General features: G+C 71.3%; 17 protein-coding genes. 6 read left to right on the top strand and 11 right to left on the bottom strand.

Annotated features, from left to right (window positions below):
* Positions 1 to 111 precede the first annotated feature (111 nt).
* From ACQP2X_RS43310 to ACQP2X_RS43340, 7 genes are all read right to left on the bottom strand, one after another.
* Positions 112 to 795, bottom strand: a complete 684-nt coding sequence (locus tag ACQP2X_RS43310; protein WP_498691877.1) for a hypothetical protein — start codon at positions 793 to 795, stop codon at positions 112 to 114.
* On the bottom strand, positions 792 to 1,670 hold the full coding sequence (locus tag ACQP2X_RS43315) for an ATP-binding cassette domain-containing protein (RefSeq protein ID WP_498691878.1): 879 nt from the start codon (positions 1,668 to 1,670) through the stop codon (positions 792 to 794). Before ACQP2X_RS43315 ends, ACQP2X_RS43310 begins: the two co-directional genes overlap by 4 nt.
* The gene (locus ACQP2X_RS43320; protein ID WP_498691879.1) at positions 1,667 to 2,017 is read right to left on the bottom strand and encodes a GntR family transcriptional regulator; all 351 of its coding nucleotides are present in this window, start codon (positions 2,015 to 2,017) and stop codon (positions 1,667 to 1,669) included. The genes ACQP2X_RS43315 and ACQP2X_RS43320 overlap by 4 nt, the downstream gene beginning before the upstream one ends.
* Before the next feature lie 81 nt (positions 2,018 to 2,098).
* Entirely contained in the window at positions 2,099 to 2,461 is a 363-nt protein-coding gene (locus ACQP2X_RS43325) for a hypothetical protein (RefSeq protein WP_498691880.1), read from the bottom strand.
* Positions 2,458 to 3,558 carry a cystathionine gamma-lyase gene (locus ACQP2X_RS43330; RefSeq protein WP_498691881.1) on the bottom strand — a complete coding sequence of 367 codons (1,101 nt, stop codon included), beginning with the start codon at positions 3,556 to 3,558 and terminating at the stop codon, positions 2,458 to 2,460. The genes ACQP2X_RS43325 and ACQP2X_RS43330 overlap by 4 nt, the downstream gene beginning before the upstream one ends.
* Positions 3,555 to 4,550 carry an NAD(P)H-dependent glycerol-3-phosphate dehydrogenase gene (locus ACQP2X_RS43335; RefSeq protein ID WP_498691882.1) on the bottom strand — a complete coding sequence of 332 codons (996 nt, stop codon included), beginning with the start codon at positions 4,548 to 4,550 and terminating at the stop codon, positions 3,555 to 3,557. Before ACQP2X_RS43335 ends, ACQP2X_RS43330 begins: the two co-directional genes overlap by 4 nt.
* A complete protein-coding gene (locus tag ACQP2X_RS43340; RefSeq protein ID WP_498691883.1) occupies positions 4,547 to 5,278 on the bottom strand; it encodes a lysophospholipid acyltransferase family protein in 732 nt (243 codons plus the stop codon). The genes ACQP2X_RS43335 and ACQP2X_RS43340 overlap by 4 nt, the downstream gene beginning before the upstream one ends.
* 121 nt (positions 5,279 to 5,399) lie before the next feature.
* On the opposite strand from ACQP2X_RS43340, the gene cofC reads away from it, so the two are divergent.
* From cofC to ACQP2X_RS43360, 4 genes are read left to right on the top strand one after another with little or no spacing between them, the layout of a single operon-like run.
* Positions 5,400 to 6,041 (top strand): 2-phospho-L-lactate guanylyltransferase, encoded by a 642-nt coding sequence (cofC, locus tag ACQP2X_RS43345; protein ID WP_498691884.1) that lies wholly within the window; start codon positions 5,400 to 5,402, stop codon positions 6,039 to 6,041.
* Positions 6,042 to 6,058: 17 nt separating this feature from the next.
* Positions 6,059 to 6,256, top strand: a complete 198-nt coding sequence (locus ACQP2X_RS43350) for a cold-shock protein (protein ID WP_498691885.1) — start codon at positions 6,059 to 6,061, stop codon at positions 6,254 to 6,256.
* 43 nt (positions 6,257 to 6,299) lie between these two features.
* Positions 6,300 to 8,516 (top strand): RNA degradosome polyphosphate kinase, encoded by a 2,217-nt coding sequence (locus ACQP2X_RS43355; protein ID WP_498691886.1) that lies wholly within the window; start codon positions 6,300 to 6,302, stop codon positions 8,514 to 8,516.
* Positions 8,516 to 9,397, top strand: coding sequence for an NUDIX hydrolase (locus ACQP2X_RS43360; RefSeq protein WP_498691888.1), 882 nt, complete (start codon positions 8,516 to 8,518; stop codon positions 9,395 to 9,397). Before ACQP2X_RS43355 ends, ACQP2X_RS43360 begins: the two co-directional genes overlap by 1 nt.
* On the opposite strand, the gene ACQP2X_RS43365 is transcribed toward ACQP2X_RS43360, so the two are convergent.
* The 4 genes from ACQP2X_RS43365 to leuC form a co-directional block, all read right to left on the bottom strand.
* Entirely contained in the window at positions 9,354 to 9,800 is a 447-nt protein-coding gene (locus ACQP2X_RS43365) for a hypothetical protein (protein ID WP_498691890.1), read from the bottom strand. The genes ACQP2X_RS43360 and ACQP2X_RS43365 overlap by 44 nt on opposite strands.
* A 91-nt stretch (positions 9,801 to 9,891) precedes the next feature.
* Positions 9,892 to 10,761, bottom strand: coding sequence for an HU family DNA-binding protein (locus ACQP2X_RS43370; protein ID WP_498691892.1), 870 nt, complete (start codon positions 10,759 to 10,761; stop codon positions 9,892 to 9,894).
* A 178-nt stretch (positions 10,762 to 10,939) separates the two neighbouring features.
* Positions 10,940 to 11,527 (bottom strand): 3-isopropylmalate dehydratase small subunit, encoded by a 588-nt coding sequence (gene leuD, locus ACQP2X_RS43375; protein ID WP_360242189.1) that lies wholly within the window; start codon positions 11,525 to 11,527, stop codon positions 10,940 to 10,942.
* 15 nt (positions 11,528 to 11,542) lie between these two features.
* Positions 11,543 to 12,982, bottom strand: coding sequence for a 3-isopropylmalate dehydratase large subunit (gene leuC / locus ACQP2X_RS43380; RefSeq protein WP_498691893.1), 1,440 nt, complete (start codon positions 12,980 to 12,982; stop codon positions 11,543 to 11,545).
* Positions 12,983 to 13,031: 49 nt separating this feature from the next.
* Between leuC and ACQP2X_RS43385 the strand changes: the two genes are divergently transcribed.
* Positions 13,032 to 13,718, top strand: coding sequence for an IclR family transcriptional regulator (locus ACQP2X_RS43385; RefSeq protein WP_023561932.1), 687 nt, complete (start codon positions 13,032 to 13,034; stop codon positions 13,716 to 13,718).
* Between the two features lie 48 nt (positions 13,719 to 13,766).
* The gene (locus tag ACQP2X_RS43390) at positions 13,767 to 16,484 is read left to right on the top strand and encodes a helix-turn-helix transcriptional regulator (protein WP_498691895.1); all 2,718 of its coding nucleotides are present in this window, start codon (positions 13,767 to 13,769) and stop codon (positions 16,482 to 16,484) included.
* Positions 16,485 to 16,491 lie beyond the last annotated feature (7 nt).

Consider the following 16,491-nt stretch of genomic DNA (forward strand, 5'->3'; position numbering starts at 1 on the left):
GGGCCTCTCGCTAGCGGGCTTGCCGGGGGTGACCCTACTCTGCGTGAGCCACCTCCGGGATCCGCCGGTCTGCCGCGAACTCGCAGTTCATCAGGCCTTTACGGGGCGTAGTCAGCCCGACGTCCGCCGGATCGGGGTGTCGCGCATGACGCTGTAGAGCACGAGGAAGCCGGCCACGACCACCGTGAGCGTGATGACGACCGCCGGTCCGTACGGCAGCCGGTGAAGTGTCTTCCCGAACTCGTCGAACCGGACCAGGTTGTCGGAGACGGCCAGCGGGATCGCGGCCGGAATGATCAGGGGCACGCCGATCCACGGGTTCCAGCGGTAGAAGCCGGCCGTGACCAGCATGCCGGTCACCATGTACGCCATCGAGCCCGGCAGCAGATGACCGAACTCCGACAGCGCGCCGTCGAGAGTGAAGACCGGATATGTCGCCCCGCGCAGGTCGAGCGCGCCCAGCAGCACGCTCTCGATGGCGTGCCCGACCGTGACCAGCGCCGCGAAGAGCGCGGTCAGGGCCACCGCGAACATCGCCATGCCGCCCAGGAACTCGCCCCGGGTGATGCCGTTGGCCACGAAGAGCTTCATGTGCAGGCTGATCACGAGGATGCCGGCCACCAGCGGCCAGTATTTGATGGCCGCGCCGGCCATGACGATCCAGAAGCTGAACTTGTTCGGGCCGACCGCGTGGTTGATGACGATCAGTCCGATCGCCTCGACCGCCAGCATGATGCCCCAGAAGATGAGCAGGATCGGCCGGTAGAGCCGGAACAGGGTGCTGAACACGGTCATCGCGACGCCTCCAGCGGCTGCGAGGTGAGGTGGACGAACAGGTCCTGGATGCCGATCGGGCCGAAGCTGAGCCCGGCCGCCTCGCCGCGCTCGATGTCACCGGCGCCGAAGCGGCCGTCGAGGGTGACGGCGCGCACGCCGCCGAGGCTCTGCTCGCCGAGGACGGTGTGCCCGGCGGTGAACGCGGTGACGGCCTCGGCCGGTCCGGTCACGGTGACGCCGCGGCCGCGCAGGGCGTCGGTCTCGTCGTGCACGATGACCCGCCCCCGATCCATGATGATCACTCGCTCGAAGAGGTCGGCCACCTCCTCGATGAGGTGGGTGGAGAGGATGATCGTGCGCGGGTGCCGCAGATAGTCGTCCAGCAGCTCGCGGTAGAACAGGGTGCGGGCCACCGCGTCCATGCCCAGGTACGACTCGTCGAGGATGGTCAGCGGGGTCCGCGCGGCCAGTCCGAGCACCACGCCGAACGCGGAGCGCTGACCACGGGAGAGCGCCGAGACCCGCTTGCGCGGATTCAGACCGAAGACCTCGATCAGATGCGAGGCGTACGCCACGTCCCAGGTGGGCCGCAGCCGGGCGGCGAGGTCGAGCGCCGTCCGGAGGCGGTCGGAGTCGCTCAGGTCGAGCGTGTCGCGGATGAAGCAGGTGCGGTGGGCCACCCGCGGGTTTTCGAAGGCGTCCTCGCCGTCGACGCGGACGAAGCCCGAGTACGGTTTCCGGTACGACGCGATCGCGCTCAGCAGGCTCGTCTTGCCGGAGCCGTTGCGGCCGAGCAGACCGTAGATCTTGTCGCCCTCCAGGTCGAGATCGACGCTGTCGACGGCCACGGTCCCGCCGTAGCGGACGGTGAGGTCGCGTATCTCGATGCTCACTTCTCCCCCAGGTGCTTGACGATCTCGTCGACGCTGATGCCGATCCGTTTCGCCTCGTCGAGCATCGGGGCGACCACCTCGGCGAAGAACCGCTCGCGCCGCTCGGCGCGCAACCGGGCCCGGGCGTCGGGGCTCACGAACATGCCGATCCCGCGCCGCTTGTAGAGCACTCCCTCGTCGACGAGCTGGGCGAAGCCCTTGGCCGCGGTGGCCGGGTTGATCCGGTAGAACGCCGCGTACTGGTTCGTCGACATCACCTGCTGCTCCTCCTCGAGGCCCCCGCTGAGGATGTCGTTCTTGATGCCCTCGGCGATCTGGAGGTAGATGGGGCTGCGGTCGTGGAACACGCCGAGCCTCCCTACTTCAGTGGTTCATTACTCATGTAACGAACCATAGACCCGCGGCGCCAACGACAGCAAGAAGGATTTCTAGGCGGCAAAGGTCTGCGGGAGCACGCCCTCGTCCCACAGACGGTCCAGATGGGCCAGGAAGCCGACCAGGCTGCGTTCCAGGTCGCGGCGTTCGGTCTCGGGCAGCACGGCCAGCGGGTCGCTGAAGACCAGGCCCTCGGGGTGCTTGGCCCGGGTGCCGACGAACTTCAGGCAGGCCGAGCACCACACGTAGCTGACCAGGGTCGGGCGGCGGGCGTTGGCGGGCGCGTTGAAGTACGCCCGCAGGCGGCGCTCCCCGCAGGCCGGGCAGTCCCGCTCGCCCGGCTCCGCGAAGAAGCTCGACCCCTGGGTCAGCGACGCCACCTGGTCGCCGGAGAAGCTGTTCCAGGCCACGCTCACGCCTCGTCCAGCGCCGCCGTCAGATCGGCCAGCAGGTCGGCGGTGTCCTCGATGCCGCAGGAGAACCGCACGAAGCCGGGCGGCGTGTCGTCGCCCCACTGGGCGCGCCGGTCGGCCGTGCTGTGCACGCCGCCGAACGAGGTGGCCGCGAAGACCAGGCCCGAGGCGGCCAGGAAGCGGGCCACCCGCTGCTCGTCGCCCAGATCGAACGAGACCACCCCGGGGATGCGGCGCATCTGCCGCTGGGCCACCTCGTACGACGGATCGCCCTCCAGGCCGGGCCAGCGCACCCCGGTGACGTCGTCGCGCGAGGCCAGGAACGCGGCGACGGCGGCCGCGTTCTGGGTCTGGCGGGCCAGCCGCAGGTCGAGCGTGGCGATCGAACGGTGGGCCAGCCACGCGTCGAACGCGCCCGGCACCGCGCCGGTCTGCTTGCGCCACGTCTCGATCTTGTCGAACAGCGCGATGTCGTTGGTGGCCACGTAGCCCAGCAGGACGTCCGAGTGGCCGGTCAGCGCCTTGGTGCCCGAGGCGACGACCACGTCGGCCCCGAGCGCCAGCGGGGTCTGCCCGAGCGGCGTCGAGGTCGTGTTGTCCACGGCGACCAGGGCACCGGCCGCGTGCGCGGCGTCGGACACGGCCTGGATGTCGCACACGTCGAGGCCCGGGTTGGCCGGGGTCTCGAGCAGCACCAGGCGTACACCCTCGAAGCTCGGATAGGGCCCGGCGGTGGGCACCAGGACCGTCTTCACGCCGAGGTCGCGCAGCGTGCCCTCGGCGAAGGCGCGGACGGTGAAATAGCCGTCCGAGGGCAGGGCCACGGTGTCGCCGGTGCGCAGCACGGCCAGCATCAGCGCCGTGATGGCGGCCTGGCCGCTGGAGAACACGAGCGTGCGGCCGCCCTCGAGCTCGCCGATGGCCGACTCGAGGTTGCGCCGGGTCGGGTGCTGGGTGCGGGCGTAGTCGTTCAGCCCGGGACCGTCGGCGGGATCGAGGTGATAGGGCGCGGCGAAGACCGGCCCCGGCAGGAACGGCTCGCCCACAGCGGGGTCGGGCAGTCCGGCGTGCACAGCGCGCGTGCCATCCGAATAACTCATTCCGGCTTCATCTCCCGGCCCATCAGCAGTTTCACGGCGACCCGCGGGTCGGCGCCCTCGTGGCAGACCTTCTCGACCTGCTCGGTGATCGGCATCTCCACGCCGTGCGCCCGGGCCAGGTCGCGGATGGCCAGGCAGCTCTTCACACCCTCGGCCGTCTGCCGGGCCGCCGTCTGCGCCTGCTCCAGCGTCTTGCCGAGACCGAGCTGCTCGCCGAACGTACGGTTGCGCGACAGCGGCGACGAGCAGGTCGCGACCAGGTCACCCAAACCGGCGAGGCCGGCGAAGGTGAGCGGGTCGGCGCCCAGGGCCGCGCCCAGGCGGGCCGTCTCGGCCAGGCCACGGGTGATCAGTGAGGCCTTGGTGTTGTCGCCCAGGCCCATCGCCGCGGCCATGCCGTAGGCCAGGGCGATCACGTTCTTGACGGCGCCGCCCAGCTCGCAGCCGATCAGGTCCTCGCTCGTGTACGGGCGCAGGTAGGGCAGCGCCATCGCGTGCTGCACGGCCCGGCAGCGCGCGGCGTCGGTGCCGGCCACCACCGTCGCCGCCGGCTGCTCGGCGGCGATCTCGGGCGCCAGGTTGGGGCCGGAGACGACCACCACCCGGTCCTGCTCGACGTGCGCGGTCTCGACGATGACCTGGCTCATCCGCTTGGTCGTGCCGAGCTCGATGCCCTTCATCAGCGACACGATGGTCGAGCCGGGCTCGAACGCGCCGGCCCACTCGGCCAGGTTGCCGCGCAACGTCTGCGACGGCACCGCGATGGCGACCAGGCCGGCCCCGGACACGGCCCCGGCCAGGTCGGTGGTCGCGGTGATGCGCTCGGGCAGCTTGATGCCGGGCAGCGCGCCCTCGTTGACGTGGCTGTCCCGGATCGACGTGGCGACCGCGTCGCGCCGGGCCCACATCGTCACGTCGGCGCCCGCCTCGGCCAGCACCTTGGCGAAGGCCGTGCCCCAGGCGCCCGATCCGATGACCGCGGCCCGGGTCATGCGCTCTCCTCCGACGTGGTGGCCTTCTTCTTCGGGCGCTCGTAGAGAGCCGCCGGCGGCTGCTCGTGGCGCAGCGTGCCGAGCAGGGCGCTGATGTCGCGCATGATGTGCTCGGTCATCTCCTCGAGCACGGCCCGCGACGGGGCGGCGCCGGCCCAGCGGCTCAGGTCGACCGGGTCGCCCGCGGTCACCGTCACCTGGCGGCGCGGGCGCATGCTCAGCTTGCCCGTGCGCGGATCGAAGATCTCGTGGGCGCCCCAGTTGGCCATCGGGATCACCTGAGCGCCGGTGACCAGCGCGAGCCGGGCGGCGCCGGTCTTGCCGCGCATGGGCCACAGCTCGGGGTCACGGGTGGTCGTGCCCTCGGGGTAGATGACCACGACGCCGCCCTGGTTCAGGGCGTCGACGAGCACGTCGAGCGACTTCACGGCCTCGACGCTGCCGCGCTCGACCGGGATCTGCTTGACCTTGCGCAGGAACGGGCCCATCACCGGCACCCGCCACAGGCTGGCCTTGCCGAGGAACTGCGGCCAGCGGCCGGCGCCGTAGATGTAATGCGCGACCACGAGCGGATCGAAGTGCGACACATGGTTGGGGACGAGGATCACGCCACCCGTCCTCGGGATCTTCTCCATGTCGAGCCAGGTCCGCTTGGTCCAGACCTTGAGCACGGGAATCACCAGCACGGCCGCGAACCGCCGCCAGAATCCGAGCCTGCGGTGCGCCACGGCCCCTCCTACCTGCTGTGCGGCGTGTCCCCGCCGCGTCTCAAATACGAAATCATGCCCGCTCGAAGCCCGCGGTACCAGGTGGGGTCCTTACCGCCGGAGGGCTGGCACACTTGGCCGAATGGGTGGGGACTGGACGGCCGTGATGCCGGTCAAGCGGCTGGGGCTGGCGAAGAGCCGGCTGCGCGGGGCCGTTCCGGCGGCCCGGCACGCGGATCTCGCGCTCGCCATGGTGCTCGACACAGCGACCGCGGTCCTTTCCGTGTGCGACCTCATCGTTGTGACGGACGACCCTGTGACCGCGACAGCCGTCACAGAAATGGGCGCCCGGGTGGTCGCCGATCGGCCGGGCGCCGGGCTGAACGAGGCCATGCGGTACGGCGCGGACGACGTGGCCGGAACAGAACGGCACCGGGCCGTGCTCGCTGGTGACCTGCCCGCGCTGAGCCCGGCCGAGTTGGACGAGGCGCTGGCCCACGCGGAGAAGGAACCAAGGGCGTACGTGGCCGACGCCGCCGGCACCGGCACCGTGCTCCTGGCCGCCGCTCCTGGCGTACACCTGGAACCGCTCTTCGGAATCGGCTCGGCGCGGGCCCACGCCGAATCGGGCGCGCGGGCCCTCGACGGCGATTGGCCCGGGCTGCGGCAGGACGTCGACACCCCGGCCGACCTGGCCACGGTCCTCGCGCTGGGCGCCGGGCGGCACACCTGCGCGCTCCTGCGTGATCTGGGACTCAAGGTGGCCTGCGTCTCGGCCGCCTGACCGGTAGCGTCGAGGTCATGCAGGGGACGATCGCGACATTCGACGCCGGCGACCGCACTGGCACGCTTCTTCTCGACGACGGGACTGAGCTGGCCTTCGATGCGCCCGCTTTCGACGGGTCCGGGCTGCGCAAGCTCCGGCTCGGCCAGCGGGTCGACGTGGAGCGCGATCCGGGGGGCATTGTCCGTCAGGTGAGAATCCCCGGCATCGTCTAGCCAGCGCGTTTCACGTTCCGCCGAAAGCGGCAATGATGGAGCGATGCAGACCCCGCCCCGGACCCCGGAAAGCCGTCGGCGTGGCCCGAACGGCCGTTTTCTCCCGCGATCGGCCGAGCAGAAGACAACGGAGCAACTCGTGACCGCCAGCACTGAACCCGTCGAGGCGCCCGAGCAGAACCGCCCGGAGCTGCCCGAGGACCGTTTCCTCAACCGCGAGCTGTCCTGGCTCGACTTCAACTCCCGCGTGCTGACGCTGGCCGAGGAACCGAAGACGCCCCTGCTGGAACGGGCGAAGTTCCTGGCCATCTTCGCCAGCAACCTCGACGAGTTCTACATGGTGCGGGTGGCCGGGCTCAAGCGGCGCCTCAGCGCCGGCCTGCCGATGCGCGGCGGCGACCGCAGCTCGCTGCGCAACCAGCTCGAGATGATCTCGCAGCGGGTGGCCGACCTGGTCACCCGCCAGGCCGCCTGTTTCGCCGACGAGGTGCGCCCCAAGCTGTCGGCCGAGGGCATCGAGCTGGTCTCCTGGAGCGAGCTCGACGCGCCCGAGCGCGAGCGGCTGCGCACGTACTTCCGCGAGCAGATCTTCCCGGTGCTGACCCCGCTGGCGGTCGACCCGGCGCACCCGTTCCCGTACATCTCGAGCCGTTCCCTGAACCTCGCGGTGGCCCTGCGTGACCCGGACGACGCCAACGCCGAGCTGTTCGCCCGCATAAAGGTGCCGAACAACGTGCCCCGCTTCGTCACCGTGCAGAACGACAGCCGGGGCGTGCGCTTCCTGCCGGTCGAGGAGCTCGTGGCGGTCCACCTCGACCAGCTCTTCCCGGGCATGCAGGTGCTCGAGTGGCACCTGTTCCGGGTGACCCGCAACGCCGAGCTCGAAGTCGACGAGGACCGCGACGAGGACCTGTTGCAGGCCCTGGAGCGCGAGCTGGCCCAGCGCCGCTTCGGCCCGCCGGTGCGCCTCGAGGTGGCCGCCTCGATCAGCGACCACGTGCTCGAGCTGCTCGTGCGCGAGCTCGACATGGACAGCGAGGACGTGCAGCGGGTGCCGGGCCTGCTCGACCTGTCGGCGCTGTGGCAGGTGTTCGGCGAGAGCGACCGCGACGACCTCAAGGACCGTCCGTTCGTGCCGGCCACCCATCCGCAGCTGGCCGACGGCGAGGTGCCGCGCAGCGTCTTCAACCGCCTGCGCGAGAGCGACATCCTGGTCCACCACCCGTACCACTCGTTCTCGACCAGCGTGCAGCGCTTCATCGAGCAGGCCGCGGCCGACCCCAACGTGCTGGCCATCAAGCAGACGCTCTACCGCACCTCGGGCGACTCCCCGATCGTCGACGCGCTGGTCGACGCGGCCGCCGCCGGCAAGCAGGTGGTGGTCCTGGTCGAGGTGAAGGCGCGCTTCGACGAGGTGGCGAACATCGCCTGGGCCCGCACGCTGGAGCGGGCCGGCTGTCACGTCGTCTACGGCCTGGTCGGTCTCAAGACCCACTGCAAGACCGCTTTGGTGGTACGCCAGGAGGGCAACCAGATCCGGCGCTACTGCCACATCGGCACGGGCAACTACCACCCCAAGACGGCCCGGCTCTACGAGGACTTCGGCATGCTCACCGCCGATCCCGAGGTCGGCGCCGACGTCACCGACCTGTTCAACGTGCTGACCGGCTACAGCCGCCAGCGCAAATACCGCCGTCTGCTGGTGGCCCCGCACGGCGTGCGCTCCGGCCTGATCGAGCGGATCGAGGAGCAGGCCCGCATCGCCCGCGAGGGCGGCGAGGCGCTCGTGCAGATCAAGGTGAACTCGCTGGTCGACGAGGAGAGCATCGACGCTCTCTACCGCGCCTCGCAGGACGGCGTGAAGGTCGATCTGATCATTCGGGGCATGTGCGCCCTGCGGCCCGGCGTGCCCGGCCTCTCCGAGAACATCCGGGTCCGCTCGATCGTCGGCCGGTTCCTGGAGCACTCGCGGGTCTTCCGGTTCGGCCTGGGCGACGACGCCGAATATTGGATCGGCTCGGCCGACCTGATGCACCGCAACCTCGACCGCCGCGTCGAGGCGCTGGTGAAGGTGGTCAAGCCGAGCGCCCGCGAGGAGCTGCGCTACGTGCTGGAGCTGTCGATGGACGACAGCACCGAGGGTTTCGACCTGCACGGTGACGGCACGTGGCACCGCAACCCGGCCAGCCAGGCCGACGCCAGCATGCACCTTCAGGAGGCGCTGCTGCGCCGCGTCGACAAGAAGACGAAGGCGGTCTGATGCCGGAGCCGATCCGCGCCGCGGGCGGTGTGCTTTACCGCCCGGCCGGCGACGGCCTCGAGGTCTGCCTGGTGCACCGCCCCCGGTACGACGACTGGGCCCTGCCCAAGGGTCATCTCGACAAGGGCGAGCCGGCCCTGCTGGGTGCCGTCCGCGAGGTGCTCGAGGAGACCGGCCGGCGCGGGCGGCCCGAGCTGGCCCTGCCCCGCGTCGAATACGACCTGCCCGACGGTCGCCCGAAGACGGTGGACTACTGGCTCATGGCGGTCACCGGCGACGAGGCCCCGATCGGCGACACCGACGAGGTCGACCAGATCGCCTGGCTCCCGCTCGCCGAGGCCGCCCGCCGGGTCAGCTACGACGACGAACGCGCGCTGCTCGACCATGTGGCGGCACTGCCGCGGGTCACGGCGGTGGCGGTTCTCGTACGCCACGCGCACGCCGGCGAGCGCAAGAAGTGGAACGGCAACGACGCGCTGCGCCCGATCGACCCGGTCGGGCTGGCCCAGGCCGAGCGCATCGCCGAGCTGGTCGCCCCGCTCGGGCCGGAGCGGCTGGTGGCGGCGACGCCGTTGCGCTGCAAGCAGACCCTGGAGCCGCTGGCGGCCGCCCTGGGCGGCAAGCCGATCGTGATGGACGGCGGCTTCGCCGAGCCGTCCGACGCCGACGAGGCGCCGGCCAAGGCCAAACTGGCCGCCCAGCGCCTGTTCGAGCTGCGTTCCGGCGGCCTGACCGTGGTCTGCAGCCAGGGCAAGCTGATTCCGGGCCTGCTGGCCGCGCTGGCCGACGCGCCCGATCCGGCGCCCTACAAGACCGCCAAGGGCGACGGCTGGCTGCTCACCTGGTCCGGCGACCGGCTGCTGGGCCTGTCGCGGCTCTGACCTTCTGCCGGGGGCGCCGCGGTGGCGGCAGCGGGTCCGCGCGCCACAGGCCGATCTGGTCGCCGGTCAGCCAGCGGGCCCGCCACAGCTCGTCCTCGCGCGGTTCCCAGTCGCGATAGGGCAGCAGCGCGACCCGCCAGCTCAACACACAGACGAGATACCAGTTGTAGACAGGGATCAACCCCAGAAAGGCGTCCCGGGGCCGGTACGAGGCCCACGGGGCCAGCAGGCGCACGGCCAGGCCGGCCCAGGCCCCGGTGACGATCCAGTCGAGCAGGCCCGAGCCGGTCCACCGCTCGGCCAGCCCACCCATCGTCCAGCCCGGCACGATGGCGGCCGCGAACAGCACGGCCGCGATCAGCGACCGGCCCACCAACCCCCGCGGCGACGCTCTGCGCTCCATGACCGGACGGTAGGCACAGTGGCCACTTCCGCGCCGGGACACAGAAAAAGCGTCCACCGTACGGGTGGACGCCTTCTCGGCGGTGCGTGCCTCAGCTGGTCTTGCGGCTGGTGCGTGCGGCGCGGGCGCGGGACGGGGTCTCCGCCGCGGCCGCGGTCGTGGTCTTGCGGGCAGTCGTCTTCTTGGCCGCGGCGGTCTTCGTCGCGGTGGCAGCCTTCTTGGCGGGGGCGGCCTTGGTCGCGGCGGTCTTCTTCGCCGCGGTCGCCTTGGTGGCGGTGGCCTTGGTGGCAGTCGCCTTGGTGGCGGCGGCCTTCGTGGCCGTCGCCTTCGTGGCGGCGGCCTTGGTGGCGGTCGCCTTGGTAGCGGTCGCCTTGGTGGCAGTGGACTTCGCCGGCGCCGCCTTGGTCGCCGTCGCCTTGGTGGCGGCGGTCTTGGCGGGCGCGGCCTTGGTGGCGGTCGTCTTCTTGGCGGCGGCCGTCTTGGTCGCGGCCGTCGTGGACTTCGCCGGGGTGGCCTTGGTGGCGGCGGTCTTCTTGGCCGCCGTCGCCTTGGTGGCGGTGGTCTTGGCCGGGGCCGCCTTGGTGGCGGCAGCCGCCTTGGTGGCGGTCGCCTTCGTAGCGGTGGCCTTGGTGGCGGTGGCCTTGGTGGCGGTGGCCTTCTTGGCCGGGGCCGCGGCCTTCGCGACCTTTCCGCTCGCCACCATCTCGCGGAAGGCGGTGCCAGGCTTGAACGCCGGCACCGATGTTTTCTTCACTTTCACCGGTTCGCCGGTGCGAGGATTGCGGGCCGTACGCGCATTGCGTGCCCGCTTCTCGAAGACGCCGAAGCCGGTGATGGCAACCCGGTCGCCCTTGGTGACGGCGTTCTCCACCTCGCTGATGACCGCGTCGAGCGCCGCCGTCGCGGTTTTCCGGTCACCTAGCCGGGCGGCCAGCGCCTCGATAAGCTCGGCCTTGTTCACGATTTTCCTCCCGAACGTGAGAAGTGGCCCAATGCGAGCCATTCTGCGCGCACCGTATGCCCTCTGACCAGCGGACACAAACATTAGTGTCAAAAAAACCCTTGTGTTACAACGAAATCGCCCCCACCGGGGACTCGGTGGGGGCGAAATTTCTTGCCAGGACAGGGGTTTTCGTTGCTCAGGCGACGACCGGCTTGAAGGCGGGACGCTTCTTCTCGTACGCCGTGATGAGTTCCTCGTGGCGCAGGGTCAGTCCGATGTCGTCGAGGCCCTCCATGAGCCTCCACCTGCTGAAATCGTCGATCGGGAAGGACCAGGAGGCGTCGTCCACGCGCACCTGACGGGCACCGAGGTCGACCGTGATCTGCTTTTCCGGCTCGCTCTCACCGAGATCCCAGAGGGCTTCCACGGCTTTCTGGTCGAGCTGGACCGGCAGCAGACCCTCCTTGAGGGCGTTCCCCCGGAAGATATCGCCGAAGCGGGCCGCGATGACCACCTTGAAGCCCCAGTCGCGCAGCGCCCAGACCGCGTGCTGGCGCGACGAACCGGTGCCGAAGTTGGGTCCGGCGACCAGGATCGTGGCCCCGGCGTGGGCCGGATTGTTCAGCACGAAGGAGGGGTCGTCCTTCCACGCGCTGAACAGACCGTCCTCGAAACCGGTGCGGGTGACCCGCTTCAGATAGACGGCGGGGATGATCTGGTCGGTGTCCACATCGGAGCGGCGCAGCGGCATGACCTTGCCGCTGTGTGTCACGAACTTGTCCATGGGATTACTCCGGTCTCAGAGGTCGGCGGGGGCGGCCAGCTTGCCGACCACGGCGGTGGCGGCGGCGACCTGCGGCGAGACCAGATGCGTACGACCGCCCTTGCCCTGCCGTCCCTCGAAGTTGCGGTTGGAGGTGGAGGCGGCGCGCTGGCCCGGGGTGAGCGTGTCCGGGTTCATGCCCAGGCACATGGAACAGCCCGCGAAGCGCCACTCGGCGCCCGCCTCGGTGAAGACCTTGTCGAGACCCTCGGCCTCGGCCGCCTCGCGCACCTTGTACGACCCCGGCACGATCATCATGCGGACGCCGTCGTGCACCTTGTGGCCGCGGATGACGTCGGCCGCGGCCCGCAGGTCCTCGATGCGGCCGTTGGTGCAGGAGCCCACGAAGACCACGTCGACCGCGACGTCCTTGAACGGCGTGCCCGGCGCGAGATCCATGTATTCCAGCGCGCGGCGGGCGGCGCTGCGGTCGGTCTCCTCGACGAACTCCTCGGGGTCGGGGACCACGCTGTCGAGCGGGGCGCCCTGTCCCGGGTTGGTGCCCCAGGTGATGAACGGGCTGATCGCCGAGGCGTCCAGGATGATCTCGGTGTCGTACTCGGCGCCCTCGTCGGTGACGAGCGTGCGCCAATAGTCGACCGCGGCGTCCCACTGCTCTCCCTGGGGCGCGTGCTCGCGGCCCTTCAGATAGGCGAAAGTGGTGTCGTCGGGCGCGATCATGCCGGCCTTGGCGCCCCACTCGATGCTCATGTTGCAAATGGTCATCCGGCCCTCCATGGAGAGCTTGCGGATGGCCTCACCGCGATATTCGACGATGTGGCCGTTGCCGCCGCCGGTGCCGGTCTGCGTGATGAGGGCCAGGATCAGGTCTTTGGCGCTCACGCCGGGGCCGAGCTCGCCGACGACCGTGACGGCCATCGTCTTCGGCTTCGCCTGCGGCAGCGTCTGCGTGGCCAGCACGTGCTCGACCTCGCTGGTGCCGATGCCGAACGCGAGCGCGCCGAACGCGCCGTGCGTGGCCGTGTGCGAGTCGCCGCAGACGATGGTCGTGCCGGGCTGGGTGAGACCGAGCTGCGGCCCGATCACGTGGACGATGCCCTGGTTGATGTCGCCCAGCGGGCGGATCTGCACGCCGAACTCGGCGCAGTTCTTGCGCAGCGTCTCGATCTGCGTCCGCGAGGTGGTGTCGGCGATCGTGAAGAGCTCGCCGCGCTTGGTGTTGAACGCCGGGTCGGCATAGCCCGTCGGCGTGTTGTGGTCCTCGGTCGCGAGCGTGAGATCGGTGCGTCGAACCTGACGGCCGGCCATGCGCAGGCCGTCGAAGGCCTGCGGGCTGGTCACCTCGTGCAACAGGTGCAGGTCGATGTAGAGCAGATCAGGCTCACCCTCGGCAGCACGCACGACATGGTCGTCCCAGACCTTTTCGGCCAGGGTCCTCGGAGTGACTCCCACCATCTGGACATCCTAAATTCTGGGAGGTATGTTTCGGCTTGTGGGACACAGTATGAGCGGTGTCGGCGTTCTCGACAAGGCGGTCGTCATCCTGGCGGCCTGTGTCGACGGCGCCAGCCTGGCGGAACTCGTCGACCGAACGAAGCTGCCCCGGGCAACGGCACATCGCCTGGCCCAGGCCTTGGAGATCCACCGGATGCTGGTGCGGGACACCCAGGGCCGCTGGCGCCCGGGCCCCCGCCTGGGCGAGCTGGCCAACGCCGCGCCGGACGTTCTGCTGACCGCGGCCGAGCCCCTGCTTTCCGCATTGCGGGACGCGACCGGCGAGAGTGCGCAGCTCTACTTGCGCCGCGCCGACGAGCGCATCTGCGTGGCCGCGGCCGAGCGCGCCAGCGGCCTGCGCGACACTGTCCCGGTCGGCTCGGTGCTGCCCATGGTGGCCGGCTCGGCCGCACAGATCCTGCTCGCCTGGGAGCCGCCCGAGGCGGTGATGCCCCTGCTGCCCCGCTGCAAGTTCACCGGCCGCACCTTGGCCGAGGTCCGCCGCCGGGGCTGGGCCCAGAGCGTGGCCGAGCGCGAGCCCGGTGTGGCCAGTGTCTCGGCCCCGATCCGCGACCGGACGGGCCGGGTCATCGCCTCCATCTCGATAAGCGGTCCGATCGAACGCCTCGGCCGCCGCCCCGGTGAGCGCCACGCGATGGCCGTGGTCCGCGCCGGGCAAAGACTCTCCGGTCTCTGAGACTTTCGGACCTGTGATGAGCAGGTAGTTCATCGATAGGGTCGCCATGTGCGGCTGTTCGGGCGCGAAGCGGAGTGCGCCACTCTCGACGAGCTCGTCGCCGGCATCCGGGGCAGGCGCAGCGCGGCTCTGGTGCTGCGCGGCGAGGCCGGCGTGGGCAAGACCTCCCTGCTGCGCCACGCCGAGCGCGGAGCGGCCCGTTCCCTCTGGGTGAGCGGGGTCGAGGCGGAAGCCGATTTCCCGTACGCCGCCTTGCATCGGCTCCTGGTCCCCCTGCTCGGCGCTCCCCTGCTCGACCGGCTCCCGGCCACCCAGCGCGCCGCCCTGGAGGTCGCCTGCGGGCTCTCCGACGGCCCGCCGGCCGATCTCTATCTGGTCAGCCTGGCCACGCTCACCCTGCTCGCCCGCGAGCCCCGGCTCTGCGTCGTCGACGACGCCCAGTGGGTCGACAGCGAATCGTTGCGGGCCCTCGCCTTCGTGGGCCGCCGCCTGCACGCCGAGGGCGTGGTGCTGCTGTTCGGCCTGCGGGCCGAGCCGGACGACGCCGATCCGTTACCCGGCCTGCCCGTGCGGCAGATCACCGGCCTCGGCCGCGACGCCGCGGCCGCCCTGCTGGCCGAGGTGGTCGACGGGCCGGTGAACCCGGCCCTGGCCGCGCGCGTGGCCGAGGCCACCGGCGGCAATCCGCTCGCGCTGACCGATCTGGGCCGGGAGCTCACGGCCGATCAGTGGGGCGGCGCCACGCCTCTGCCCGATCCGGTGCCGATCGGCAGCCGCCTCGAGACCCACTACGCGGCCCGGATCGCCGCCTATCCGCGCGGAACCCGCACCTGGCTGCTCCTGGCCGCGGCGAACGCGGGCGGCACCGGCGCGCTGGTGCCGGCGGCCGGGCGGGCGCTCGGAACCGATCTGGCCGACGCCGCGGCGGCCGAGGCCGACCGGTTCGTCACCGGCTCACCGCCGGTGCTGTTCCGTCATCCCCTTGTCCTGTCGGCGGTCTACGGCGCCGCGACGTCGGCCGAGCGCCGGGCCGCGCACCGCGCGCTGGCCGCCGCGGTCACCGACCCGGCCGAGGCCGACCGCCGCGCCTGGCATCTGGCCGCGGCCGCCGACGGGCCGGACGAGACGGTCGCGGCCGATCTGGAGCGCTGCGCCGACCGGGCCGGCGCCCGCGGCGGCCACACCGCCCGGGCCGGATTTCTGGGCCGGGCGGCCGAATTGACCCCCGATCCGGCCGTGCGCGCGCAGCGGCGGGTGCGGGCGGCTGGCGCCGCGATGGCGGCCGGGGCGCCGGCCCGGGCGCTCGCCATCCTCGACGCGATCGACGTCCCGCTGCCCGGACCGGAGCGCGGCGCGGCCCTGATGACCCGGGCCTACGCCGAGATCAACGCCGGGGCGCCGGCCGCCCTGCTGCACGCGCCGGCCAAATGCCTGGCCGCGGCCGAGGCCTTCGGCGACGACCGCGCCCGGGCCCGCGAGGCGGTCGTCCAGGCCATCGAGCACGTGATCACCGCCGAGCACCTGGCCGGCGTCACCGAGGCCCGGATCGCCGGGGCGGCGGCCCCGCTGGCCGGCGACGACGACCTGGACGGGCTGCTGCTCGCCGGATACGCGGCCTTCACCGTCGGCGGCTACGAATCCGGTGTGCCCGCCCTGCGCCGCGCCGTCACGGCGCTCACCGATCCCGCGCTGCCCGAGGAGAAACTGCTCAACCGGCTCGTCGTCGGCGTCAACTTCTGCAACCTGCTCTGGGACGACAAGTCCAAGCGGGCCATCCTCGAACGGGCCGAGAAGGTCGCCCGGCGCACCGGCGCCCTGCACCGGCTCGATCTGGTCCACTTCCTGGGCGCCATGACCGAGGCGATGCTCGGACGGCTCGGCGAGGCCGACCGGCACGACGCCGCCGGCCAGCGGCTGCGCCAGGCCATCGGCCTGACCGCGGCCCAGGAGCCGGTGTGGCGCCATCCGGAGCTGCTGGCCTGGCACGGGCCGGCCGAGGTGCGCGAGAGCATCCGGCCCACCCTGGACGTCTTCGCGGCGCTGCACATGGGCGGCCTGCACGGCACGACCCGGCTGAGCCTGGCCATCCTCGACATCGCGGCCGGCGACTACGGACCGGCCTGCGACACCCTGCGCGGTCTGGTCGAGCTGGGCCGTCCGCGCCGCTACGCGTGGGCGCTGCCCGATCTGGTCGAGGCCGCGCTGCGGGCCGGCGACCGGAAGACCGCCGAACAGGCGTACTCCGACCTGTCCCTGGCCGTCATCGCCTCGGGCATGCCGCGCGTGATGGGGCTGCTGGAGCGCAGTTGCGCGCTGCTGTCCGCGGCCGAGGACGCGGAAAGGCACTATCAGCAGGCGATCATCCATCTGAGCGGGACGATCGCGCACGGCGATCTGGCCCGGGCGCATCTGCTGTACGGCGAGTGGCTGCGCCGCCGCCGGCGACGGCGCGACGCCGGATATCACCTGACGCTGGCCCTGGAGATGTTCGACGAGGTGCGGGCGGGCGCGTTCGCGGCACGCGCGCGGCAGGAACTGGAAGCGCTCGGCGGTGCGGTGCTCACCCCCGTACAGCCGGAAAGCGAAACGGCCCTGACCCCGCAAGAGTCCGCCGTCGCGCGCCTGGCGCGCAACGGCGGGACGAACGCCGAGATCGCCGCGCATCTGTTCCTCAGCGCGAACACTGTGGATTACCACCTGCGCAAGATCTATCGGAAGCTCGGCGTCAGCTCGCGGCGGCAACTGCGGGAGACGTTGCACGACTGACTACGTG

The organism is Actinoplanes sp. CA-131856 (assembly GCF_050956135.1).
In the GTDB taxonomy this organism is placed as follows: domain Bacteria; phylum Actinomycetota; class Actinomycetes; order Mycobacteriales; family Micromonosporaceae; genus Actinoplanes.